Source organism: Candidatus Latescibacterota bacterium, assembly GCA_019038625.1.
GTDB lineage: Bacteria > Krumholzibacteriota > Krumholzibacteriia > Krumholzibacteriales > Krumholzibacteriaceae > JAGLYV01.
On sequence record JAHOYU010000103.1, the window covers coordinates 1 to 24678 of the forward strand.

22 protein-coding genes are annotated in these 24678 nt (G+C 52.4%); 8 read left to right on the forward strand and 14 right to left on the reverse strand.

Annotated elements, in window-relative coordinates; genetic code table 11:
• Positions 1 to 613 (reverse strand): aldo/keto reductase (locus tag KOO63_07575; protein MBU8921665.1); only part of this gene is annotated, 613 nt, incomplete at its 3' end.
• A 31-nt stretch (positions 614 to 644) separates the two neighbouring features.
• Complete coding sequence (locus tag KOO63_07580; GenBank protein ID MBU8921666.1) at positions 645 to 2744, reverse strand: S9 family peptidase; 2100 nt, start codon at positions 2742 to 2744, stop codon at positions 645 to 647.
• 217 nt (positions 2745 to 2961) lie between these two features.
• Here KOO63_07580 and KOO63_07585 point away from each other — a divergent pair, with 217 nt between their 5' ends.
• The gene (locus KOO63_07585) at positions 2962 to 4914 is read left to right on the forward strand and encodes an oligopeptide transporter, OPT family (protein ID MBU8921667.1); all 1953 of its coding nucleotides are present in this window, start codon (positions 2962 to 2964) and stop codon (positions 4912 to 4914) included.
• 21 nt (positions 4915 to 4935) lie between these two features.
• Positions 4936 to 5703 carry a class I SAM-dependent methyltransferase gene (locus KOO63_07590; GenBank protein ID MBU8921668.1) on the forward strand — a complete coding sequence of 256 codons (768 nt, stop codon included), beginning with the start codon at positions 4936 to 4938 and terminating at the stop codon, positions 5701 to 5703.
• A gap of 163 nt (positions 5704 to 5866) precedes the next feature.
• On the opposite strand, the gene KOO63_07595 is transcribed toward KOO63_07590, so the two are convergent.
• Both KOO63_07595 and KOO63_07600 read right to left on the reverse strand, forming a co-directional pair.
• Positions 5867 to 6493: a class II aldolase/adducin family protein gene (locus KOO63_07595; GenBank protein ID MBU8921669.1), complete on the reverse strand. Its 627-nt coding sequence runs from the start codon at positions 6491 to 6493 to the stop codon at positions 5867 to 5869.
• A 40-nt stretch (positions 6494 to 6533) separates the two neighbouring features.
• Positions 6534 to 7727, reverse strand: coding sequence for an MFS transporter (locus KOO63_07600; protein ID MBU8921670.1), 1194 nt, complete (start codon positions 7725 to 7727; stop codon positions 6534 to 6536).
• Positions 7728 to 7881: 154 nt separating this feature from the next.
• Between KOO63_07600 and amrB the strand changes: the two genes are divergently transcribed.
• Positions 7882 to 9015: an AmmeMemoRadiSam system protein B gene (gene amrB, locus KOO63_07605; GenBank protein ID MBU8921671.1), complete on the forward strand. Its 1134-nt coding sequence runs from the start codon at positions 7882 to 7884 to the stop codon at positions 9013 to 9015.
• An 8-nt stretch (positions 9016 to 9023) separates the two neighbouring features.
• Here amrB and KOO63_07610 read toward each other — a convergent pair whose 3' ends face one another.
• The 8 genes from KOO63_07610 to KOO63_07645 form a co-directional block, all read right to left on the reverse strand.
• Positions 9024 to 9371, reverse strand: a complete 348-nt coding sequence (locus KOO63_07610; protein MBU8921672.1) for a DUF192 domain-containing protein — start codon at positions 9369 to 9371, stop codon at positions 9024 to 9026.
• 13 nt (positions 9372 to 9384) lie between these two features.
• Complete coding sequence (locus KOO63_07615; protein ID MBU8921673.1) at positions 9385 to 10023, reverse strand: hypothetical protein; 639 nt, start codon at positions 10021 to 10023, stop codon at positions 9385 to 9387.
• 348 nt (positions 10024 to 10371) lie between these two features.
• Positions 10372 to 11700, reverse strand: coding sequence for a chloride channel protein (locus KOO63_07620; protein MBU8921674.1), 1329 nt, complete (start codon positions 11698 to 11700; stop codon positions 10372 to 10374).
• A gap of 6 nt (positions 11701 to 11706) precedes the next feature.
• Positions 11707 to 12774 carry a glycosyltransferase gene (locus KOO63_07625; GenBank protein MBU8921675.1) on the reverse strand — a complete coding sequence of 356 codons (1068 nt, stop codon included), beginning with the start codon at positions 12772 to 12774 and terminating at the stop codon, positions 11707 to 11709.
• A gap of 109 nt (positions 12775 to 12883) precedes the next feature.
• Positions 12884 to 13819, reverse strand: a complete 936-nt coding sequence (locus tag KOO63_07630; GenBank protein MBU8921676.1) for a hypothetical protein — start codon at positions 13817 to 13819, stop codon at positions 12884 to 12886.
• A gap of 35 nt (positions 13820 to 13854) precedes the next feature.
• Positions 13855 to 14337, reverse strand: a complete 483-nt coding sequence (locus KOO63_07635; GenBank protein MBU8921677.1) for a chemotaxis protein CheX — start codon at positions 14335 to 14337, stop codon at positions 13855 to 13857.
• Entirely contained in the window at positions 14337 to 14696 is a 360-nt protein-coding gene (locus KOO63_07640; protein MBU8921678.1) for a response regulator, read from the reverse strand. Before KOO63_07640 ends, KOO63_07635 begins: the two co-directional genes overlap by 1 nt.
• Before the next feature lie 173 nt (positions 14697 to 14869).
• Positions 14870 to 16408 carry an AbgT family transporter gene (locus KOO63_07645; GenBank protein MBU8921679.1) on the reverse strand — a complete coding sequence of 513 codons (1539 nt, stop codon included), beginning with the start codon at positions 16406 to 16408 and terminating at the stop codon, positions 14870 to 14872.
• A 150-nt stretch (positions 16409 to 16558) separates the two neighbouring features.
• On the opposite strand from KOO63_07645, the gene KOO63_07650 reads away from it, so the two are divergent.
• The 5 genes from KOO63_07650 to KOO63_07670 all read left to right on the forward strand — a co-directional run bounded on the left by KOO63_07650 (position 16559) and on the right by KOO63_07670 (position 22811).
• Entirely contained in the window at positions 16559 to 17257 is a 699-nt protein-coding gene (locus KOO63_07650; GenBank protein MBU8921680.1) for an endonuclease III domain-containing protein, read from the forward strand.
• A gap of 220 nt (positions 17258 to 17477) precedes the next feature.
• The gene (locus tag KOO63_07655; protein ID MBU8921681.1) at positions 17478 to 18611 is read left to right on the forward strand and encodes an STAS domain-containing protein; all 1134 of its coding nucleotides are present in this window, start codon (positions 17478 to 17480) and stop codon (positions 18609 to 18611) included.
• A 22-nt stretch (positions 18612 to 18633) separates the two neighbouring features.
• Positions 18634 to 20109 carry a hypothetical protein gene (locus KOO63_07660; protein MBU8921682.1) on the forward strand — a complete coding sequence of 492 codons (1476 nt, stop codon included), beginning with the start codon at positions 18634 to 18636 and terminating at the stop codon, positions 20107 to 20109.
• A gap of 184 nt (positions 20110 to 20293) precedes the next feature.
• Positions 20294 to 21349 (forward strand): hypothetical protein, encoded by a 1056-nt coding sequence (locus KOO63_07665; GenBank protein MBU8921683.1) that lies wholly within the window; start codon positions 20294 to 20296, stop codon positions 21347 to 21349.
• A 49-nt stretch (positions 21350 to 21398) separates the two neighbouring features.
• Positions 21399 to 22811, forward strand: coding sequence for an O-antigen ligase family protein (locus KOO63_07670; protein MBU8921684.1), 1413 nt, complete (start codon positions 21399 to 21401; stop codon positions 22809 to 22811).
• 5 nt (positions 22812 to 22816) lie between these two features.
• On the opposite strand, the gene KOO63_07675 is transcribed toward KOO63_07670, so the two are convergent.
• Both KOO63_07675 and KOO63_07680 read right to left on the reverse strand, forming a co-directional pair.
• A complete protein-coding gene (locus KOO63_07675) occupies positions 22817 to 23803 on the reverse strand; it encodes a hypothetical protein (GenBank protein ID MBU8921685.1) in 987 nt (328 codons plus the stop codon).
• 268 nt (positions 23804 to 24071) lie between these two features.
• On the reverse strand, positions 24072 to 24578 hold the full coding sequence (locus KOO63_07680) for a peptidyl-prolyl cis-trans isomerase (protein MBU8921686.1): 507 nt from the start codon (positions 24576 to 24578) through the stop codon (positions 24072 to 24074).
• Positions 24579 to 24678: the final 100 nt, after the last annotated feature.

The following is a 24678-nucleotide window of genomic DNA, read 5'->3' on the forward strand; positions in this document are numbered from 1 at the left end:
GCCACTGGAAGTCCTCGACCATCTTTGGGCCATGCGAGCTGGCGCCCCAGAACCTGATCTTGCCGGCTTTTCTGGCCTTCGTAAATGCCTTGACGATAGCGGGGTTTTGTATTCTCTCCAGTCCGCCGAGGCCTGGATCTCCGACAGAGTGGATAAGACAGCAGTCGACATGATCGGTGTTCAATCTCTTGAGGCTTTCCTCGATAGCGGTCTGGATCTGTTCCTCGGTAGTCGTGGGTGTAAATAATTCCGGTTCGAGTTTGGTCGTCAAAAACAGCTTGTCACGTTTCTGTGGGAAGATCTGGCCGATCACTTTTTCCATGTCATAATATTGACGTGCTGTGTCGACGTAATTGATACCCCTGTCCATGGCATATTCCAGCAGGGAGCAATCCTGCATCCCTGCATTTCCAAAAGATATGTCGGACACCTTGTATCCAGTGCGTCCAAGAGTGCGGTACCCTTTGATCTTCGGCTTTTGGGCGTCGCCGGCAGTTTTATCCTGTCCCGCCACGGCACCAGAGGCCACAAGCCCCAGTCCCGTACCCAGGATCCCTGCAGCTGAACGGCCGAGAAAGGATCTTCTCGAAATACTCTTTCCCTTCTTTTCCATGATCAGTCACTTTCCTTTCTTGATTCGATGCCTATTCAAGCTCCAGCCCGTATGACTCATCGATCATAAGGGGCGGCATCGGCCCGTCGAGTGGATTCTTGTCCTTCACATACCAGTCGTACCACTGAAGGTGCCTGTACAGGACATCGATCCTGCCAGGCTGTTTTCTGTTGCCATGACCTTCCCCGGGGTATTGTACCAACCTGACCGCCGGGTGGTCGTTCATCTTTAGTCTGCGATAGAATTCCATACTCTGTGATGGGTGTACCCGGGTGTCCGCAGCGCCTCCAACGATCAGAACCGCCGTGCGGCTTTTATTCGCGTAGTAGATCGGGCTTCTTTCCAGGGCGAACATCCACTGATCCCTGTCGGCATCGAGTTTCTTTCCTGAATGTACATAGAGTTCTTCGTATGGGATGTCCGTTGTGCCTCGTTTACTTATAAGATCGCTTATGCCGACAAACATGCATACGGCCCTGACATACCGGGTGTAGTACGACGCGAACCATGCTGACGCGTATCCACCGTATGAGCCACCGCCCATTCCGACCCTGTCCGGGTCAGCGATTCCCTTTGAGACAAGATGCTCGATGCCGTCGGCCAGATCGTCGAATTCTTTTCCGGCAGCATCCATGTATCCCTCCAGGGCGAATTCTGTCCCATATCCGGTACTTGCCCTGTAATTGGGGAAGAAGACCAGGTAGCCTCTGCCTGCCAGGACCTGGGCTGGATTGAAATAGCTTCCGATCCATGTGTTGCGGTAATGTGCCTCGGGGCCGCCATGCACCCCTACGATAAGCGGGTATTTCTGACCTTCCATGTAATCGACCGGATAGACCAGGATGCCTTCGATCTCAAGGCCATCGCGAGCCTTGTAATTGATCACTTCCTGGCGGCCGAGTTTTCTTCCAGTGATCCATGGGTTTTCTTCTGTCAGTCTTTTCATCCCGCCTTTTCCGTATTTCCAGTAGAAGACGTCTCCTGGAATATCGACGGCGTTGCCGATGAACGCGAAGTGTTTGAAATCACCCGTAACAGAGGGGAAATTGAAGACGATGCCGGTCCTGGATCCGTCCAGGATGATCTTTCGCTTTCCCCCTTTTGCGTCAATGGTGTTCAGCGTGTTCCAGACACCTTCTGACGCCGTGTACACGACAGTCTTGTCGTTTTTCCATCCTATACGACTTACATGTCCCCTGAATCCCGGCTCTGTGAGATTCAATGTCGTACCACTCTCGATATCGATGACAAAAGCCTGGCTGACAGCGTGGTCTTTTCTATCAAGCGAGGCCGTAAAAGCAAGCTTTTCCCCGTTGGGGCTTATCGCGAAATTTCCCAGCTTCCCTTCGTTTTTGCTCAAGAGGGTGAGCTCTTCCGAGTCCAGGTCCAGGATGTATATATTTTGAAACATGTAGACATGATCAATCAGGTTTGAGGGAGTTATGGATACAGCCATGCGGTCACCCGAGGGAGCGAACTCGAATTTGACCACATTGACATCCTCCGTCAATCCGGTCGTTTCACCAGTACCACCGTTGCTGTCGACTCCGATCATGTGAATATCATGGTTTCGCAGGTCTTCCTCGAAATAGATGAATCCATATCCTTTGTCGGTGAGTTTATCTATCCTGTCGGTCTTTGCTTCTATCGCTGTGTAGGCGATCCGGTCCCCGGAAGGATGCCATCTGAAGGAGCCGACGGAAGTCTCGGAACTTGTCACCTGTACGGCCTCACCACCACCGACAGGGATCATCCAGACCTGTTTCTTTGCTTTTTCGCCACGCGTCGTGAGGAATGCCAGGAGCGATCCGTCCGGACTGAATCGTGGAGAGGAAATATTGACTTTGCCCATGATAAAGGGGCGGATCTCCCCGGTCTTTGCCGAAGCGAGATAGAGCTCTGACCATGCGCCACCCGCCTTTTCGTCCACGGTCCTCGGGACGGAGACAAGGTAGGCGATCCATTCGCCGTCGGGATTGATAACGGCGTTCCGGCAATTCCTGACGCTGAGCATATCTGCCGGGGAGACAGGTTCCCCGATACCGGCCTCTGAGGCCAGAGTGAAAAGTGCCGGGAACAAGAGCAGGATCCCCAGCGCGCTCAATGATCGGATAAAGATCTGATTTCTCATTTTCGGTGGCTCCTTTCGTTGTGGGAACGCATGGCACGTCTACTACGATTATTAGCCGAAAGATCCAGGCAAGGTCAAGGCATGAAAACAGTACGCATCCCCCGGCTCATCCCTTTTAGGTTGGAAGCCCGGGCAGCTGGTGGTAGACTGGGCGGGACCGTTTGCGGTGCGTGAGGCATCGCATCGTTATGTTTGATCCTTCGGGAAAGGATGCCTGATGACGAAGACCACGACAAAACTTCCACCTGAAGCTTACAGACAGCTCCAGGAGGGGGAGAGCTACCATCCAATAATACCCGCCGGGAGCCCGACGCTGGAAGTGACTCTCAGGTCGGTAGGTGTCGGACTGGTCATGGCGATGATATTCTCTCTCGCTTCGGCGTATCTGGCGTTGAAAACGGGACAGGGGATGGAAGCGGCCATTCCGATAGCGATCCTCGCGATAGGTCTGGCTAATCTCTTCGCGCGAAAAAGCACTATTCTCGAGAATGTGATCATCCAGTCGATCGGGGCGGCCTCAAGCGCCGTCGTGGCCGGAGCGGTATTCACTATACCTGCTCTCTACATGCTGGATATAGAAGTATCTTTCTGGCATATATTCTTCACAGCTTTCTTCGGTGGCTGCCTCGGAGTACTCTTTCTGATCCCGCTTCGTGATTATCTGATCGTAAAAGAACATGGAAAACTTCCTTTCCCGGAAGCAATGGCTACGACAGAGATACTTGTCGCGGGAGAGAGCGCGGGACAACAGGCCCGGACACTTATTTTCAGCGCGGTGATAGCCTTCTTCTACGATCTGTTCATATTGACCTTCGGGTTCTGGAAGGAGATCATTTCCTTTCATGCTATCGGTATCGGAAGATGGATGGAGGAACGTTTCTCCATGGCGATACGGATCGACGGGCTTTCCGCGATCGTCGGGTTGGGATATATAGTCGGTGTTAAGTACGCATCAATAATTGCGGCAGGCAGTTTCCTTTCTTATCTGGTATTTATCCCTCTGGTCTCATATTTAGGATCTCATCTGACCGGGATCATTCCTCCCGGGGACGTCCCGATCATGCAGATGTCGACAGACGATATCTTTGTGAACTATGTCCGGTTGATGGGCATCGGCGGTATAGCCGGAGCCGGGGTCATGGGAATAATCAAGAGTATTCCGTCGATCGGCAAATCGTTCAAGCTCGGGATCCAGGGGATCGCTGCTTCGAGAGCGGAGGGACATGACGACGTAAGGACCGAGAGGGACATGAACCTGCGCGACGTATTCATAGGTATTGCGGCAATAGGGATATGCCTCTGGCTCTTCTTCAGGGGTGGTCTGGCTGACTCGCTTGTAAGCACAGTCGGTGTTCTTCTCGCGCTGGGCATATCTTTTCTCTTTACGATGGTGGCGGCCCGCGCGATCGGTCTTATCGGGACCAATCCCGTATCTGGGATGACACTTGCGACATTGATCATAACCAGTGTCATCCTTACCAAAATGGGGCTGTCAGGCAAGCCGGGCATGTTCGTGGCCCTGATCATAGGGGGTGTGGTCTGTACCGCTCTGGCTGTGGCCGGAGCTTTCGCGACAGACCTGAAGATCGGTTACTGGCTCGGCGCGACTCCCCGGAATCAGCAGCTTTACAAATTTCTCGGTATCATCGTTTCGGCGGCCTTCTGCGGGCTGGCAATGATGCTTCTCGCCAATACCTATACTCTGGGTTCACTCGAGATGCCCGCTCCCCAGGCCTCGGCGATGAAAGAGATCATATTCGGGTTGATGGGGCCCGAGGCTGGAGTACAGTGGATACTTTTCTCGTTCGGAGTGATCATATCGGTAATTCTGGCGATGGCCGGTGTGCCGGCTCTCGCGTTTGCCCTCGGAATGTATCTTCCGATACAGCTCAATACCGCGGTACTGCTCGGTGGTTTCATCGCGTGGATGGTCGGCAGAAGCAGCAGGGACAAGAAGGTTGTAAAGGGACGTAAGGAAAAAGGGATCCTGGTGGCGAGCGGATTCATAGCCGGCGGTTCGATCGCTGGTGTCGTCGCCGCGGTCATCGCGGCTCTCGGGTGGGACTCGATAGTCATGATCAGCTATCCCGATACCGCAAGCGAGCTGGTCGCGATCGGGATGCTCACATTGTTGTCCGTGTTCATGTACCAGTATTCGAAGAAAGCCTAGGGTAAGACGAGCCGGGTTGATGTGGTCGATGAGAGCCAGGAAAGAAAATATTTTATGGACAGGGACAGCGACAATCTGACGTATATCCATACTACGGACAGCCTGTGGTCGCCGGATGGAAAACGCTTCCAGAGGGAGAAGTATCTTCCCCGGGTCGAGCTCGTCAGGGAACGCTTCGGCGACAGCTTCGACTCGATCAGGGTTTTGGATGTCGGTGTAGGGTACGGGTTTTTTCTGAATCTCCTCGAAAACGAATTCGGACTGAAGAATATCTTCGGGATGGACCCCTTCCCCGGTTCGATCGAGATAGCGAAGAAGTATACTTCCGCGGAGATCATTTCGGGTGATATCAATGATGAACGATGGCCTGTTCCGGAAAAATCATTCGACCTGATCACCTCTTTCGATGTAGTCGAACATCTGGCGCAACCAGACATTTTTTTCACCAGGGCGAAGGATTATCTGTGTCCTGGTGGATTTATCATCGTTACTACTCCGAACAGGCAGCTGCCCTACATGATGCGTTCGATCCCCTGGTTCGGCATACCAGATAATAACACGACTCATATAAACGTGAAGAGGCCCGGGTACTGGAAGAAGACAGCCCGCGAAGCCGGCTATGACATAGTGAAAGCATGGAGGGGAGAGCACCTGACCCATACGAGGATCTTTCCGAAACTTTTCAGGAATATATGCGCCGCGCTGGGAGCCGATCACAGGAAGATCCCCATCATCAACTCCTTCGAGCAATCGTTCTGCATGCTCCTGCAGCACCACCAGAGCCTGTAAGATAGATTGAATTTCGCCACACTTACAGCCGAGCAGGGCATAGCGATTTGCCTTTCAACTTTTAATTGGGAATGGGGAGGAAGCCATCAGTCTCCTGCTCAGACAGTCCTCGCGTGGCAAGCCACGCTGCGGAATCTCGCGACGAGACTGATGGCTTCCTCTCCTACCGAAACAGCCGGTCGATCTGTTCGAGTTGTTCCCTGGAAAGAGGATGAGTATCACCGAGGATCTCGGTAATGAATGAGAGTCTGGCCGTCATCTCGAGCAGTTCCATTCTGCTGAACGCCTTTTGAAGAGAACTTCCTGTCGTCACCGCTCCGTGATTTGCCAGTATCAGGGTCCTGGAGTCTATCGCCGCTATTGCGACCGAAGTCGCCAGAGTGTCACTTCCCATGAGAGCGTAGGGAACGATGGCGGGCTGGCCAAGCAGAGCCCGTGATTCACCGGTGAGATCAAGCCTGATCTCCCGGCCAGTCGCGGAATAGGCCGAGGCAAAAAGAGGATGCGCGTGGATGATGGCGGTGACACCGGAACATTTTTCGTAGATCCCTGAGTGCATCCCCGTCTCCATACTCGGGGCGGAGCCAGCAGGACCCGTCGCTTTTCCGCCGGAGATAAGAGTCATATCCGATCCGGTCAGAGTATTCTTGTCCTTTCCGGAAGGCGTGATCAGAAAGCTGTCCTTATCAACACGGAGGCTGGCGTTTCCTCCTGTCGATGTGGTCAGGTCTGAAGCGCAGAGACGGCTCATGATCTCTGCCAGGTCTTTTCCCGCTTCCAGATATTCCATTCGGCGTTGCCTTTCTGTCGGAGTGGTGATGCTGAGAACTTCACCTTTCCTGTAGCCTGCCCTTACGGATGATTATCAATGTGTAGGATATTACCAGAAGTGTCAGTCCTCCAAGAAGGATAAAAGGAGCCTGGATCCCGAACGAATCGGATATATGGCCGGAAAGATAAGCGAATATCGAGTTGCCGATTATATAGATATTCGCCGTCAGGGCGAACCCGGTCGTACGGTTTTTCGGGTCCATGGCTACTGAGATGATAGACAGCATCGAGGGATAGGTGGCGAACAGGGCGAGTCCAAACAGGACAAAGGCGGTTACGATAAGAGGGACATTATGGGCGAGCCCGAGGACAAGCGATCCCGCCGTCATCATTATATATGCAGTGATCAGGGTCCATTTTCTTGTCAGGGCAGAGGCTATCTTTCCGTACATCAGTGCCGAGACCGTGCCAGCACACATCCAGCCCCCGAGGATCATGCCTGTCTTCGACATCGACATTCCGAGCCTGTGGTTGAGAAGGCTGGGAGAGTAGTTCAGCATGATACCCCAGGCGAGTCCGCCGAGTAGTATCATCGGGATGAATACACCGATATCGCGGAAGGCTTGTGGCCATGATGCCGATTTCTTTTCGGATTCTTTCTCCTTGATGATCTCTTCGCTGCTGATCGTGCCTGCAGACATAAAGAGCCCGAAAATCACCGCCAGGAGATTGATCGTCCCCCATGTGTACAGTGGCACTTTCCAGCCGTAAGCATCGACCAGGAATCCGGTCGACGTGAAGGCGAGCAGGACACCGATGTTTCCGAAGGCGCTCTGGATACCCATGGCCCTGTCGAGTGAATTTCCCCTGAACGAGTGTGATACCCAGGAAATGCCTACCGGGTGATAGATACTTGTACCGAGCCGTATTCCAGCGTAGAACAGGACCATCATCAGGTAATTCCTGGAAAGTGTGAGGAGAAGAAGGGATCCCCCGACCAGTAAAGCGTCGAGCGCGAGATAGTATCTCGTATGTCTCGTTTTCGCGAAATGTCCGATAAGGGCCTGGGCGATGATCGCGACGACGAGCCCGAACATCATGATGGTGCCGATGTCGGTATATTCTTTTATCAGTAACTGTTCTGTAAAGAGGACGGGAAAGATGGCCGGGAGTGTGACGACCGAACCATCGTTGCACGCGTGATGAAGCGCGACGGCAGCCAGCATTCTTTTTTTTCTCTTCTCGATAGTCAACGTCATCCTCCAGGGACCGGTATCTCAGATGCTGGATGAATATATGGGGTCACCCTGAAAATGTCAGCAGGTTTTGTTCGATCCGGAAGACCCGGCTCGGATTATTCGTTTCGTTATGCTATGCTCGATGTATGGATAAAAGGGAGGTTAAGAGGTGAAAGCACGGCTTCGTTCGATTGTTGTTTCAGCCATCGTGCCTGTGATCGTAGCGTCGGCATCAGGTGTGGCTGGTGGAGAGGGTGGCGACCATATCAGGATTCCTGTCGATTCCATAGGTTACGCGCTTGATCCATCGCAGGTGGAGGCTGTCGTATCGGCTTCGATCGAGAATCCCGATAACCTGAGTGGACCGGGAGCAGGTTTTCCCGACTCTCCCATGATCGGTGGAATATGCCCTCATGACGACTATGTCTTTGCCGGGGCCGCCTACGTAAAACTGATGAAAAACGTCAAAGCGCCCCTGGCCATCCTGATAGGAGTCTCTCATCGGGCCAGGCGTATCGGTATTCAAGGCAGGCTTGTGTTTGAGACATTTTCAGCGTGGAAAGGACCTTATGGGGATGTTCCGGTGTCGGGGATAAGGGAAGATATCATAGCGGCTCTTCCACCAGAGATGGTGATGATAAACGATTCGTTACACGCCGGGGAGCATTCGCTCGAAGGATTGATCCCGTTTCTTCAATATCCATGGGATAATGTTGACGGAAATGACATCGACGACCCGGGAAAGATCGAGATCCTTCCGGTGCTGGTAACAAGGCTGGCAGGAGAAAAATTTCAGGCTACGGCGGAAGCTTTCGCGGGAGTCCTGCACAGGGAACTGGACAGGCGCGGCTTGAGACCGGGATTCGATTATACAGTCATTATCTCTGCCGATTGTGTTCACTATGGAGACGAGGGATGGGGTGGCAGGAACTATTCCCCATACGGCACGGGCAGGGAAGGGTATGAGAAGGCGGTTGCTGAAGACATGGATATCATCAGCACGGTATTGATGGGCCAATTAGACGGCGAAAAGATAAAGGGATTCAGGGATCGTGTAGATAGCTATGAATTTGAATGGCCATACAAGATCCCCTGGTGTGGAGTCTATTCGATACCGTTCGGGCTGGAGATACTTTCACGCTTATGTGAGCTGGAGGGGCGACGACCACCATCCGGGATAATGCTCGATTACGGTACGAGCCTGGAACCTGGAATCCACGACATAGACGCCGGAGGGCTGGGAGCCACTAACATCGCCACTCTGAGGCATTGGGTGGGGTTTACTTCGATAGGCTACTGGTAGACCGGATTTCAACTCATATCGAATTCTATCAGGTCACCGACGCTGGTGCCGGTCTTTTCCAGTGTGTCGACAGGCAGCTCTATGGCGCTTACAGCAGTCGCGGTGGAATCGGCGAAACAGCCTGGAGGAAATCGTCTGAAGAGTTTTACGACTTTCCCGTTCCTGTCGAGGAAAGCGATATCGACAGCCGTTTTCAATCCGACTGTATATATGCTGTGACAGGGGCTTATCCAGAGCACACAATCATTGGGAATGCCGCCGCCGTTCAGGTAGCTCAATGTCCTGTGAAAATGTTTGTTCAGAGTCAGGAGAGTTTCTCCCAGCGATGTAGCGCGAGTCCGGTTATGAACAGACATGACGTGGCTCCATTTATACCAGGGTTCCAATGAACATAACGGTCAATGTGGCAAGAGCGACCTTGGCGCTCCAGGGGAAAGTCAGATTCCCGAAATCAAAATCGATGAAAGTTCCGGACTTCTCGGTCTGGCTCGAGGCGGATCTACCAGATCTCGCGGCTATCCCTGCGCCGATTTTCGTCAGCGGCGATTTGTACTCTTCCATGTGATAGATCATGGAAGAATCAGCAAGTGATGCCGCGTGACGTTCCAGTATCCTTGTCGTTCCGGCGTGCATGACGTGCTCAACGGCGTTGAGAAGAAAGACTATCATGAACAATAGAAAAGCGCCCACAGGGCCAGTAAGGCCACCGATCGCTATCGAGGTGATAAAATCCTCGAGCTTGATCCTGCCTGACCTGTAATGCCGGGCCGAACAGAGAGCTCCGACGATGATTCCCAGGAGGACCATCGCCAGTCCCCCATACCCGGAGTAGAATGTGTGGACTATGCATGCCCAGATGATGATCATCGAAGCGGATACGATCGTGATGGCGGTTCTTTCCCGGTTCCTGAATATATTATAAATAATGGCAAGAACAGCGAGGACCTTGAGCAGGCTGATTATCAAGCTTGTCGATCCCAATTGTTGCCTTTCGACAGAGTATTCCATATTTCATCCAGTGTAATACAAGATATATTCCACCGCCCGATTCTGGTTGAATTACGCGTGAGGCCGGCTGAGCAAAAGAAAACACGCGATTGCAACTTGTTGTGGATATGGTTGTTACGCGGGCTGCCGTGATCGTCTGGCGGGCCGGTTCAAGCTGGCAGCTCTCGTGAGGCGGAAGAGCACCTCCCCGTGTCAGCGTGATAACCCCCAATAAAACAGGGTCGATATCAGCATTGTGGGGGAGATTCCTGACTACCACATAACAGTGCTTTTATGACTTCCAATGATGGAGGACAATTGATGTCTGTTCCCTGTAGTTCCCGGAGTCGGTGTACGGATCCATGGACATCATGCCTGTGATGCTGTGTGTTTGTGGTCGATATTCGCCGATTGCAGGGTGATGGAATATTCATAGATCGTCCGGTTCTTGAAGATGATGAACGAGATGATCGAGCCGATGCAGGCTGGAAGCAGATAATCGATTCCGAACAGGCTGGAACTTATCAGGATCGCTGCCAGCGGGATATTGAGAGTGGCACAAAGTGTCGCCGAAACCGAGCAGGCGGCCAGGAGATAATATGCCGGGCTTCCTGGATCGATACCCGCCAGGGAGGAGACAAGTGCGCCGCCAGCCAGTCCGATGATCAGCATCGGCCCGGTGAATCCTCCGCTCATACCGCTGCCGACAGTTACCGATGTGCTGAGAATCTTCATGAAGATGATGATGAATAATAGCAGAGGCAGATTGACCCCGCCCGGAAAGGATGCCTCCAAAGTCATGTGATCGGCTGATGCCAGGCTAGAGAAAAGGGAGGATGAAGTTCCCAGTATCCACCGCAGGCCCCCGAGCCAGAGCATTGTCAGTATGGCTCCGGCAAGGCCGGCCTTCACAGGCTGGCCCAGGGGGATCTTCCCGAAGATGTCGACAGACTTCTCATAGATGATGATGAGAAGTATTCCCATGGTGCCCCCAATGACAGCCATTACCGGTAGCAGGAAGTGGATCATCCCTCCCTCAGGAGCCGGTGGGGTCGTAATCTGGAAAATCGCCCCTTCACCGAGCAGGAAGGCTGAGGTCATATATGCCATGCATCCGGTCAGTATGGAGGGGAACAGGTCAGAGTATTTCAGCGTGTCACTGCTGAGGATCTCGACGGCGAAGACAGCGCCAACGAGCGGAGAGTGGAAGATCGAGCTTACGATACCGCTTGCTCCACATATCGTGGCTGTTCTCAAAAGCCCCGTTTCATCCATGCAAAGGAGCCTGAAGAACCATCTGGTAAGATGACATCCGATGCCGGCCCCGATCCTCGACAGAGGGCCTACGATCCCTCCGCTGCCGAAAAAACCGAGTGTGATGATCGTGGCGGGAATTTTGAGGATCGTGTCTCTGAGACTCATCATACCGCGATCTCTGTTGACCGCGATCAGGTACGAAGGGATGCCTTCGCCTCCAGCGCCTGGCGCTGACTTCAGAATGAAGAGTCCACATACCAGTCCTCCCGCGATCGGCAGGAGATACGGCGAGAATGAGAATGCCTTTTCTACGACAGTCGATACGACGGGCAGGACGTAAAGAAATCCTTTTACTGTGATGGCTGTGACCGGGCCGATGATACAGGAGATCAGTATCCACTTACATAGTGTCTTGAACTGCAAGGAGTTGTGGACAACCATTTCCGTTCACCTGGTTTTCAGAAGATCTTCGAAAGCTCCTTCGAGCTTTCGCATGTTTTCGATCCAGATCCCCCTCTCCAATATTATATCGGAATTCCTGTTCCTTATCTCCACCGTTTTTTCCCGGTCGTCCGATGCCTCAAGAATTGTCCTGGCCAGCTCTTCAGGCGAGTCGACAGGCACGAGAAATCCGTTGGTCTCCGGTTCGATCCATTCCCGGTTTGCCGGTATGTCGGTCACAACCGGGATATTGCCGCATGCCATCGCTTCGAGCAGGGAGACAGATGTCGAATCGGAACGGCTGGTGGATACATAGATGTCTGAAGCCCGAAGTCTTTCGGCTATTTCTTCAGGGGCCAGCCTGCCGGCAAAGTCGAAACGATCGTCGATCCCGAGATCGGCCACTTTCCGGAACAGCCTTTCTTTTTCCGGCCCGTCGCCACAGATCGTGAAACTGGCGTCAGTAGTAGACAAGACCACTTTTGCGGCATCGACAAGAAGGTCAAGGTTGTAAATGTCATAAAGATTCCTTGTGCTGATCACATGCAGTCCTCCGTCCCGGGAGGGTATTCGCGTCTCGGACGGGTAGAAGACCGACTGGTCGATTCCGAAGATTATCTTGATAGTATCTTCCCTGGCCGCTCCCGCGGCTATGACCGCCTCGGTAAGGTTGTCCGCGTCCGTTGTTACCAGGTCTGCCGCTCCCAATGCTCTCCTGATCTGTACACGGTGGATCCTGCTTGACGGAAAGTCCACGAGCATATCCGATCCAAGCGCCGATACGACAAGAGGCCGCCGGTTCACAAGGCTTCCTATCAATCCGTAACCGGTGACATAGAGCGAGTTGACTATATCGGGTCGGAATCTGTCGATGTGTCTTCTGATAATCGGCAGTGAAGCGAGATACCCGGCCAGCTTCGTGGGCAGGTGCCTGGGGATAAGGACTGCCGGAAATGGACAGCCTTCGATATCCTCGAACGACAGGAGGAGTACTTCGTGTTTCCTGTCGTGAAAGTAACCGGCCCAGCGCCGGATGTGGCCAAGCGACCCGTCTCCTATGAAAGCTATTCTCAACTGCATTCCCTTCGAGATAGATCAATCTCTGATAGCGGACAGTCTAGATAGAACTATTCCTATTGTATACGTATTTTCAATTTGACAGGAATGATTTTCTGCCGGGCTGTTATACAGCGGCTGTCTCTATCAGACTCATGAGCCCTTCGCCATAATCCGGGATAATGGCTCGAAGGTCTCTTCTTCCGCTCACAGCGGAGAGCGCTTCCTGGATATCTTCCGAGATCGGGTCAGGGGTGATAACAAGTGTGCCGAGAGACAGGTGCGGCCCGTCGGATCGGTTGAACAGGCTGGCGGAGACGTTGAGGACTTCCTGGAAATTTTCCCGGATATTATCAGGGAGCTCATTCGAATTGATATTTGTCATGGCCACTTCGGGCGGGATCACGGCGAGGCCGGCTCCGATATTTATGACCATCGACAGATCACAGATCCAGATCGCCTTGATCCTGCCATCGTCAAGGATGAAGGTGCAGATCGCCGTTGGAATGTCTTGATCGATTTTCACCGGAGTACTGCTGTCCAGTTTCACATTCATGTCGAGAAGGCTTCCCAGCAGGTCTGAGATAGCGGCCGAATCGGGCAGTACGGTCTTGGAGGGATCGACTGATCCGGGACTCGCCGTTTTCGGTGTAGCTCCAGGATCATCAGACATCTCTGATTTTTCGGATCCTTCCTGTCCCGGCGTCTCAGCTCCGGTCCCTGTGAATGTATCAGTCGATGTACTGCCGGCATCCCCTTTTCCGATATCGACCATTTCGAGAAGTCTCAGTCCGATTCCCGTCTCGCTTCCGGGGGAATCCTGTCCCCCCGTCCATTCCGCTACACCGTTCAGCCTGAAAACCCCTTTTTCAGGGATGCTTATATCGATCTGCACTGGAGATCCCGGGGGAAAATTGCCGGCTGTACCTATGAATATCCTGTTATTGAGGCCCGCATGCCCCTCCTGGCGGATCTTTTCAAGATCTTCCATCGGCAGTAGTCTGATTCCCGCAACGATACCGTCATCGATGCGTGAATAAGTATGGATCGTCTTTTCAGCCATTTTCCTGCTTTGTCTGTTTTTCGCCGGGATGATCCCTAGGTACTCGTGTCTATGATCAGGAAAAGCCTGGCTTCTATCGGTCCGATCATTACGTCAATAACTGAGGAATCCACATTCTTGCCGGGAGTCATGTAGCCGGCGAAGAAGACGGGAAGTCCGATCTTGATCGTCGGGATATCCTCGATCATTCTTCTCTTGACCCCTCCTGCTATGATATTCACGATCTCTCCCATGGAGTCCCTGACATCCTCTTCTGATATCTCATCGTCCTCTTCCATGCAGAGCATCGCCTTTGCGAGCGACACGCAGTCTTTGTTATCCGCGAAAAGTCCCACGTTGAGCGATTCGTGCAGGCTGATCATGGCGACGTGAGCTCCATTGATCTTGTCCGGAAGTCCGTCTTCCATTCCAGTGATGCTGCTTCCATCGAATCCGAGCATTCCGGTCGCCAGCTCTTCGAGGGAGGCAGACATGGCATGTAGCCATTTTTCATTTTTTGTGATCACGGCATCGTCCATCAGACAACCACCCCCAGTTTTTCCTGAAAGGTCTCGACCGTGAACGGTTTGGTTATCAGGAACTGCGCACCGGACGATTTGGCCGTTTCCATCATCTCAGGCGTTCCCTCTGTGGTAATGAATCCGAATGGTGTATCTATGCCTTCCGCCCTGATCGTCTCGAGAAATGTCAGTCCGTTCATCTCGGGCATGTTCCAGTCGGAAAGGATGATGTCCGGGTTGAATGATTTTGCTGCCGCAACGCCTTCCACGCCATTCGCTGCTTCCTCGACGGTAGCTTCGCCATATCCGGCCTGCCTGAGTGTTCTCTTGACGATCATTCGCATCGCTTTGCTGTCATCGACAATAAGTATTTTCATAGTCCCTCCCTCGCAAGTTATACCGTTCTCCCAAGTCTTATCGTCAGGCAGCCGCACGACTTTAGGGGAATAGCCGGAGGATTGAAAAAATGATGGACAGGTGAAATCCGATCGCCCGGAAGGCGACAGCAGGGTTACGGGTTACCTGGGTGCCATTCGAACCGTATCGAAGCTCAGGGCAGATGTATCGGGGCCCCGGGTCCTGTAGGAAGTCCCAAAAGCATCCACACGGCGAGCAGCACTATCCAGAAAAAACCGAAGACGATCGAATAGGGAAGCATTGTGGCCGTGATCGTGCCGATCCCGAATTTTTCATCATATTTCTGGGCGAACGCGACAATAAGAGCGAAATAGCTCATCATCGGCGTAATGATGTTTGTTATCGAGTCGCCGATCCTGAAAGCCGCCTGCGTAATGCCGGGGTGGTACCCGAGAAGCATGAACATGGGAACGAATACGGGAGCCATGATCGCCCATTTTGCCGATGCGCTGCCCATGAAAAGATTTATGACAGCGGAAAGGATGACGAAGAAGATCAGCAGCCACACCCCCGTCAATCCCACGCTCTGCAGGACTTCGGCGCCCTTGATGGCGAGCAGGACTCCGATGTTGCTCTCCTTGAAGTAGTAGACGAACTGTCCGGCGAAGAAAACGAGGACTATATATCCTGAGAGGCCCTTCATCGAAGAGGTCATGTGCTTTACGATGTCCTTGTCGCTTCTTATGGAGCCGGTCGCTATCCCGAAGACTATTCCGGGGACAAGGAAGAAGATCATGATAGCCGTGATGAGTCCCGACATGAAGGGGGATCGGAGAACAGCGCCCGTTTCCGGGTCGCGGAGAATGCCGTTTTCGGGGATAACGAGGATCGCCACTATAGCCAGCACTAACAATGCCATCGCTCCGGCCCAGGCCAGCCCTTTTTTCTCATTAGTCGATACTTTTTCGAATTCTTCGTGGGTGCCCTTGTATTCGCCGAGACGCGGTTCGACAAATTTCTCGGTAACCCAGGTGCCGAGGATGACGAGCATGAACGCCGATGCGACCATGAAATAGAAATTCACGGCGGGGTTGATCTGCATTCCGGGGGCTACAAGCCCGGCCGCAGATTCGGTGAGTCCCGCGAGGATCGGGTCGATCGAACCAATGAGGAAATTCGCGCCGAACCCTCCGGAGACTCCGCAGAAAGCAGCTGCGATGCCGGCGATCGGATGTCGTTTGAATGCCGCGAATATCATGGCACCGAGAGGGATCAGAATGACATAGCCTGCGCTGGAAGCGAGATGGGATAGAATGCCGGCTGATATGACGGCTGCCGTTACAAGGCGTTTGGGAGCCGCTGTGACCATGTGTCTCAGGAGCGCGGAGATCAATCCCGATCCTTCAGCCACACCGATTCCTATCATTGCTACGAGGACTATCCCGAGAGGAGGGAAGTGCACGAAATTATTTGTCATATTGGAGTACATGAATCTCAACCCTGCCGGGTTCAGCATGCTGACAGCCTCGATCAGTTTTCCTGTTCCCGGGTGAACAGCGGTGATCCCGGCCCTGTATATGATGTCTGAAAGTATCGCGATGAGGAGCGCAAAGATTGCGAAGAGAGTGGCCGGATGAGGGAGGCGGTTGCCCGTTTTTTCGATCCTGTCCAGCAGGCGGAGGGCAAGTGGCCGTTTCTTTTCATCCATGACAACGCTGTTATCCTGATTCATTTACATCTCCTCGAAAAACGCCCCCCGGGGCGATGAAGGTGGAAGACCGACTTTCCTAACTTAAGCTCACAGGCTATGACAGTCAATCTTTTTACCCTTGAGCGTTTCATCGTGGAAGCCCTAGAATGTCCCTGTGGAAGAAAAGGAGAGATGATGCGTGATGACATTCCAGGCAAGGCTTCAGGCGGCTCGTTTTTCGAGATATACGAAATGTTGCTCTCAGGATTCGGGCCCGGAGGCTGGTGGCCGGTGACTCCTGAAAAAGGCAGATCTCCCAGGTACTCGGGAGGGCCGGTGAATGAACAGCAGCGGTTCGAAGTCGCTGTGGGCGCTGTCCTCACCCAGAACACAGCGTGGAAGAACGCGGAAAAGGCGATCGTGAACCTGACGGCGAACTCTGCTCTAGCCCCGGAACGGATAATCGGTATAGAAGTGGAGAAGCTTGCAGCGATGATCAGGTCGTCAGGTTATTTTAATCAGAAAGCTGCCAGGCTTCAGAGGCTCGCTCGCTATCTTCTCACGGTCAGCAGGCCGACGAGAGAATCACTTCTCGAGATTAACGGTATCGGTCCGGAGACTGCCGATTCGATAATGCTATATGCTTATGATGAACTTTGTTTTGTGGTCGATGCATATACGAGACGGATATTTTCAAGGATCGGCCTGATCGGGCGGCGTGATTCGTACGATGAGATCAAGGCCAGGTTCGAGACCGGGATCCCACCTGACGCAGGGATCTATCAGGAATATCACGCCCTTATAGTAGAGCTCGCCAAACGCTTTTGTCGAAAGACCCCTGACTGCGTCACCTGCCCGTTGAATATGGTCTGCTCCCGCAGTATTACATGACAATGCCCCTCTTTTGAGAATAGTTCTTGCACATATCAGCCTGACAGACGATTTCAGCCGAAATGAGCGTGAGTCGCAACTTGTGGTAAACACTGGGGTTATGCGACATGTTCCGGCGCCCTGAAGGTGGACACCGAGGGAATCCGTTAGAGGACAAGCAGATAGAAAAAGGCAATAGGACAGGCGGCAACGATGGAAATTGTCGGAAAAACATCCGCCTGTGGATAAAAAGCTTACGGAGTTGCAGATCATGTTTCTTTACTCTTTCGATACTGAGGAACGCAGACTGATCGTAGGACTTGCCGGAGAAGATGGCCGGTCTCTTGCGGGCAGGCTTGCCAGCCTCGCGATGGTTGCCAGTGACTGTGGAATAAACATCATCGAGTGTCTTGACACTGACAGGAAAAGTGGTTCGAAAGATTCCGCTGCAGACGAATTCATAAGAATAAACGATCTATATATTGATTCGGGCGAGATGTCTAAGGATGATCTCCTGGACGAGTCGGGGTACTACCTTATCAGCCGCGATGCGGGCATTCTGTGTCTGGGCGATTCGAAATCACCGTCATCATATTCGCTGTTTGTGTCCCCTGACGCAGGAAACGCTGGAAAGGCGTCGGTCTTTGTCTACCTGATAGCCAGTATCCTGGGATTCTCAAGTTTCGTGTCGTTTGAAGTCCGATTCAGCGTCTATGAGCTTCTAAAGAGAATAGTCGAGAGCGCTGACAAAACGAGCTGTGAGAAATGGATAAACCTCGTGATTGAAAAAAAAGAGGAAGACCTTTCGGTCTTTATAACGGACAGGGGGGTGGAATTCGACCCCACCGATATGGATGGATCATGCCTGAGTCGGTTGTTCGGAGCGGGAATTTTCAGAGGGCTCGGGCTGTCCACGACGAAAAAGATCACAGATACGCTCACGTGGGAACGTAAAAGCGGGATAAACCGAACGCTGCTGTACAAGGCAGAGTGCGGAAAGGACAATACAGTGGAAGATGGAGGGAAGAAAATGGAAAGGTTCAGAATCAGCGTAGGCGATCCTTCCGGAGAAGGAACCCGGAAGTTGTTTCTCGACGGCAGCCTGGACAGCGTAGCGTCCCTGATGCTGGAGAGCACGATGTTCGAACATCTCGAGAAGGGAGAAATCTCGATCGAGCTGGATTTCGAAAAGGTCCCATTTGTGTCGAGTTCCGGAGTCGGCGTACTTCTGGGTATTGTTTCGACTTTCCGCGAAAGTGGAGGAAAGGTCTCTTTTGCCAGAGTGTCGGCGAAGATACTCTCCGTTTTCAGGTTGCTGAACCTCGACACCTATTTTGTGTTTTCCGGTACGGCTGAGACGGAAAAAGCCTGCTGAGAGAAAAAAGGAAGAACTCCCAATGGGACAGGAGAGAGAACAGATCAAAGTTGCAGACGAGACTTCCAGTAGTACCGGGCCTGACCAGCGTGAGGAAAGGGTGCGGAAACTGGAAAAAAGCCTCGAACGGAAGGCCTATATCTTCGAGGCCCTGTTCAGGTTGTATGAGCGGCTCGGCGCGACTTTTGATATCGACCTGATATCACGGCTCTTGCTTATGACCCTTTCGGGGCAACTGGGACTCGAAGCGGTATCGATCTACCTGGCTGCTCCTGACAGGACCATATTCGGACTGACTCACTCCCTCGGTACTGGAAGTGTCAAACTGCCGGACTCGATCAATGCAATGTCGGGGTTTGTCCGCTGGTTGAGATCTGAAAATGGATTGGTGTTTATCGACAGGTATTATTCTTCTGGTGAGAAGCCGGGTGTGGACGAGATCGAAGTCCTGACAGATCTGGAGAAGGCAGGATTTTCCTTCGCGAGCTTCATCGAAAACGATGGCGAAGACCTGGGCGTCCTCTTTTTCAGTTCCAGGACAGGAAGCAGAGGCTTCGATGAGTTCGATAAGGAGTGTCTCCGGATGTTCATGCGGGTCGGAGCGATCACTATAAAGAATGCCCTGAGATTTCATCAGTCGGAAAGATACCGGGAGAGCGGCGAACAGTTCGCAAAGGTCAAGAGTGAGTATATGGGGGAAAACTCCGTGCATCTGAAGACCTCTCTTTCCGTCCTGAAGAGTTCACTCTGGTCGATTGAAAGTGACGGTCCGGGCAATGCGATCATGGTGGATATGGCCAGGGATGCAGTAGTCAGGATGGAATCCAGCCTGAACAGTTTTCTCGCCCTTGTAGACGCAGGTATAGAAGATACACCACTGGATCTTGAGAGGACCGATCTTTCATCTGTCATTGAGGATTGTTTGAGAGAGTATATCCCTGAACTTGAAGAAAAGAGTGTCACGGTAAGGATGAAAGACGGACTCGCTGGCCGAGGGGTCTTTCTGGATCCTTCAAGGATCATGGTAGTGTTAAGGAATATGGTAGACAATGCTCTCCAGGCGGTCGGTCGGGGTGGACAGATAGCCGTCAATACAAGGATCGTCGAATCGGGGCCTTTGCTCGAAGATGGAATCCAGCTTCAGGACTGGAATCTCTGTGAGGGTGACACCCCCCGAAGGGAGTCAGCCGAGAGGAGCCAGGATGAATTCGTGCAACTCGAATCGATCTCGGAAGAGATTTCCTTTCAGAGAAGTATTGAGCAGTCGTACGCTGTCATCTCGATAGAGGACAACGGCATCGGTATTCCGGAATCGGAAATAGGAACACTCTCCATGCCTTTTCAGAAGATCCACTGTCCCCTCGAAGGTGATTCGGGACGGCCAGGCATCGGACTCTCTGTAGCCCAGAACATCGTAGCAGGTCACGGAGGGATGATACTCTGTAGAAGTGAAGTAGGAAAGGGTAGTACCTTTTCAGTCTGGATTCCTCTCGATTGACCCGATCCAGGAATCCTGAGACAGACGGATCATTGACCGCCCGCAATGGCTTTTTTCTTGCAGCACATTTCCATTGAATGATATCGCTGACCGCGCAGGAGGTCCCACCCTGCCGGAAATTGAAGGAACGGTTTTGCCGCGCGAGACCATTCTTCGCGTAAGTCGTTATTATAATAGAGGTTTCGTGCGTGTTCATGAAAGAAGGTCGGAGATGGTCGACGAGCCGAAAGGGAACCTCGTCTTCAGCGCTCTGCGTGGTGGAAAATATTTTCTTCTTTCGACGGTAATTCTTGCCCTGGCTGTGTCTGCTGTGATCCTTGTATTCACCGGAAGAAGGTATACATCGACCGCATCTGTCCTGCCATCGCCGGGTGGAAGACTGGACCTGGGAATGTCCGGGGGTGGATTTGCCGATATTGGAATGGTAATGGGGACAGGGGACGCCGGCCCCCAGATGTCCCTTTATCCGGATATACTCAAGAGCAGGAAGGTCGGTATCGATATCCTTCGTCGGCGTTATTCTTTCAGAGAAGGGGACCAGCTGGTGACCCGGACTCTACTCGACCATCTGGGTGCTGGCAGCGAGAAGGCGGGGTTGATCAAGTTGTCCTCAAGGGTGAGCAGCTTTTGGATAGACAGGAAGTCCAGAGCCCTTGTACTCAGCGTGACCACCGACAATCCCCGGCTCAGCGCGCTTGTCGTAAACGCGTATCTGGAGAGACTTGAGAGATTCAACCGTGAGGAGAGACGTTCGTCGGCAAGGGACACTCACGGTTTTGTCCGGGAGAAGTTCGATGAATGCACAGAGAAGTTGCAATCAGCGGAAGAGGAACTTGGGAGATTCATAGGGGATAACAGAGACTTCGCCATTGCATCAGACCCGATGGTCCTCATGCGGCTTCGCAGGTTCCAGAGGGAGGTAGAGATCGGTCGGGCGCTTCGTCTCGTTCTGGGAAAACAGATGCGTAAGGTATCGCTTGAAGTAGAACGTGACACGCCGATACTCAATGTCCTCGACTATGGTGTTGTTCCGGGAAAACCATCATGGCCCGTGCCGCATATGTTTATCATCTCAATGACTATGGGGGTGACGATGGCGGCGCTGGTCCTGCTTGTCGTCAGAGAGTCGTTCGGGCGGTGGAGAATGGGCAGGGACAGGGATATCGTAGAGGAACTGATCTGTGAGCTCAGAAGCGATCTGGCAAGAGTCCCCCTGGTAGGACACACTGTTGGAAAATGATGGAGTTGAACTCAGGGGATCTCGAATTCCCGCGTGACTGGAATCATTGATGAACGATCAGTATTGCCATGTTTTCGAACCGGATAAAAGGCGGCAGAGGATAGTTTGCGCCTTCTTGTTCATTGTGGCGGTAGCAGCTGCCGCTATGCTTCATCGGTTCGATCCGAGGATCTCGTTTCTGCTGCCGGCAGCGCTGATCCTCTCACTGCTATTAAAAAATCAATCATACATGGTGTTTATTCTTGTGGTATTCGCCTTCATGCGACTCGACGCGTGGATATCTTCGGTATTTTCCCTTCCATTCGGCAAGATCATGTTCCTGCTGTCCCTGTCGGCGCTTGCCTCGTCATTTCTGTTTGCGCGATCAAGACCGAACAGGCCGACATTTCCCCTGCTGGCCTGGTTCATTTTCATCTTATTCAGTTTTGCCATAGGGGGCATAGAGGCTTCGGGCGAGGGAGTGTTTCTCTGGATCTCCGATACGGCCTATGCGGCGACCTTCTTTCTTGTCATCTACTTTCTGGTCAATTCACGTGAGCGCCTGGAGAAGATCATATACCTTATAGCTTTTATAGGAGTAGTCACCACTGCGATAAATATTGCCGAATTCATTGATCCGGCCGGGCTTGGACTTTCGCATTCTTCAGGAAGGGCGGCTGGGTTGTTGAAGAACGCGAACACTTCCGCCTTTATCGTCAATCTATCGATGGTAGCGTCGATCTATAGCCTGCGGGTCGTCCAGCGGGGATGGAAAGTACCACTTACCGTTCTTCTTCAGGTGATCCTGTTTTTTGGAGTATTTACGACCTTCTCCAGGGAAGGACTTCTGCTGTATGTGCTGATCTTTATTTCACAGTTCTTTCTCATCCGGCAGAGAAGCCGGAAGATGCTGGTCGCGGTCCTTGCCTGCACGATCCTTGTCTTCGGCCTGATACGGGTAGTGGCGTACATCAGGGATGGCGCCGACAGCGATGTGCGGTACTCGTACCGGAAGATCTCGACTCTGGTGAATGGAGACATAGACGATAACGACAGATACGATCTGCTGACATACCATCTGAGCAGGTTTGCAGCGAAGCCACTTACCGGGCATGGTCTTTACAGCGCTCTCTCTTACTCGATACCGCGGCAGGGCCTGTCGATCAACGAAGTGCCCAACGGGCCCCACAACACCTTTGTCATGATCCTTTCGGAGACGGGGATAGTCCCGTTGGTCCTGTATCTTGTTTTTCTTGCAGCTCTCGGGTGGAATATTGTCTTCAACGGAGGAGTTCCAGGAAATAACAGAGACCGGGCCATGCGGCAATGCCTGCTTATGTTGTTCATCTCGTTCCTGATACATCACGGATTTTCACACATGATGCTTCTTTCGAGGTATCCGATGGTGCTGATCGCGCTGTTCGCGCTGCCGGCAGAAGTTTTTTCATCCGGGGACCGTCTGGTCGAAGAGAAGATGTCCTGAGAATATCAGCCGGAAATGAATGAACGGATGAAGGCGCCAGGGGAGACCTCGGTCACTACAGGGACAGATATTCCGATGAATATCGATAGGATCCCTCCGGCCAGGGCTATCAGTTTTCTCGGGGGGCCACTTTTTATAAGGGGAAGTTCCGGGTCGTCGAGAATGTGCAGGACAGCAGTATCCTTCTTCTTTTCAATATCAGCGAGTTCTTTCTGCTTAAGAAGGTCGATGTAGATCTCCTGTTTCATTTCCAGGTTGCTTATCAGCCGCTGGTGTTCGAGAAGGATGCCAGGGTCAGTCGAAGTCGTGAAATTCCTGTTTTTCTTCTCAAATCCGGTGAGGCGGTTTTCGCTGTCGTGGAGTTCACCCGCGGTGAAATCGAGTTCGTCTTCGATGAACTCAAGGTCTGCCGATGTCCGCGATCGGTGCCTCTCCCGATTGAATTCCCGGAGAAGGTTCACATATTTTTTTGCGATAGCGAAAGATAGGGCCGGGTCTCTGGATGTCACTCTGAGCCTGATGATGCCAGTCTTCTCGTCAGAAAGGATAGCAGTCATCCTTTCGAGTGATCTGAGCCCTTCATCTTTATCCTCTACGCCGAGTAGACTCAAGACGGTAGTCATTCCATCCCCTGTATCGATCTGTGAGATCAGAAGCCTGTCCCTCAGGGTCTTGCTCGACAGGATGACCGGGAAGAAGACAGAACTGTTCGGCGAGACGTCCATGTCGATGTTGAAGTTCATCAGGTTGAGCGCGCTGCTCAATTTGCCCATACGGCTCGTCTGGCCGGAAGGCAGGATCACTGCTTCAGATGTCCAGGATTTCGGCAGGATAAATGCGGTCGTCAGCGACAGGAGCGCCCCGACTGTTATTATGGAAAGGGCAAAACGTCTTCTGCGTACAACCGCTCCCGCTAGGATCGTGAATGAAATTATATCCTGGCCCATTGTCTCTGGTACCTTTCTGAACTGAATCTCCTTCTTTTCATCCATGTGTCTTTCAAGTTCTGTTCCATTCAACAGGTATTTATTGCCTGTCCGGCACGCCTGTAACGTGATGTTGTGATATAAGATAAGTGGCTCCGAATTCGGAGTGCGGGTGTCGGGTCCTCATGCAGCTGACTGACAGGGAAATGTTTGGAGGGGGGGGAGGAATATAATTCCCCTGAAAAAGAGCCGGCCCGAAGAGTTCGGGCCGGCAGTCTCATTTTATGGATCTACTGAAATCAACGGGTCATCGATTCCAGGCTTCTGACAGGATCTATTCCTCTTCCGGAAGTATTCGCGTAATCGATTTGATGATAACCGGTTTTACCGGGACATCTCCGTAGCTGCCTTTCGTCGTAGTCTTGACGAGCTTGATCTTGTCGATCACGTCCATTCCCTCGGTCACTATACCGAATGCACAGTAGCCGAAGCCTCTGTCGGTCTTATCCTTGTGGTCGAGAGCGGGATTGTCGTTCACATTGATAAAGAACTGACTCGTTCCACTGTCGACTACGTCTGTCCTGGCCATGGCGATCGTATATTTGAGGTTCTTCACTCCGTTGGCGGCCTCGTTCTTGATCGGAGGGGCTGTATCTTTCTTGCTCATTTCCTTTGTGAATCCGCCACCCTGGATCATGAATGTGCTGATGACTCTGTGGAATATTGTGCCGTTATAGTACTTCTTGTCTACATAGTTCAGGAAGTTCTCCACTGTGATCGGGGCCTTGTCGTCGAAAAGCTCTATTGTAAAATTACCCATTGTGGTTTTCACAAAGACCATCGAATGCTCCTGCTTTCCTTTTTTCCCGTCCGCCAGGATCGGCAAAGCGGAGAGGGTTATAATGGTGGTGATCATAAGTAAACATATAATGCTTCTGGTC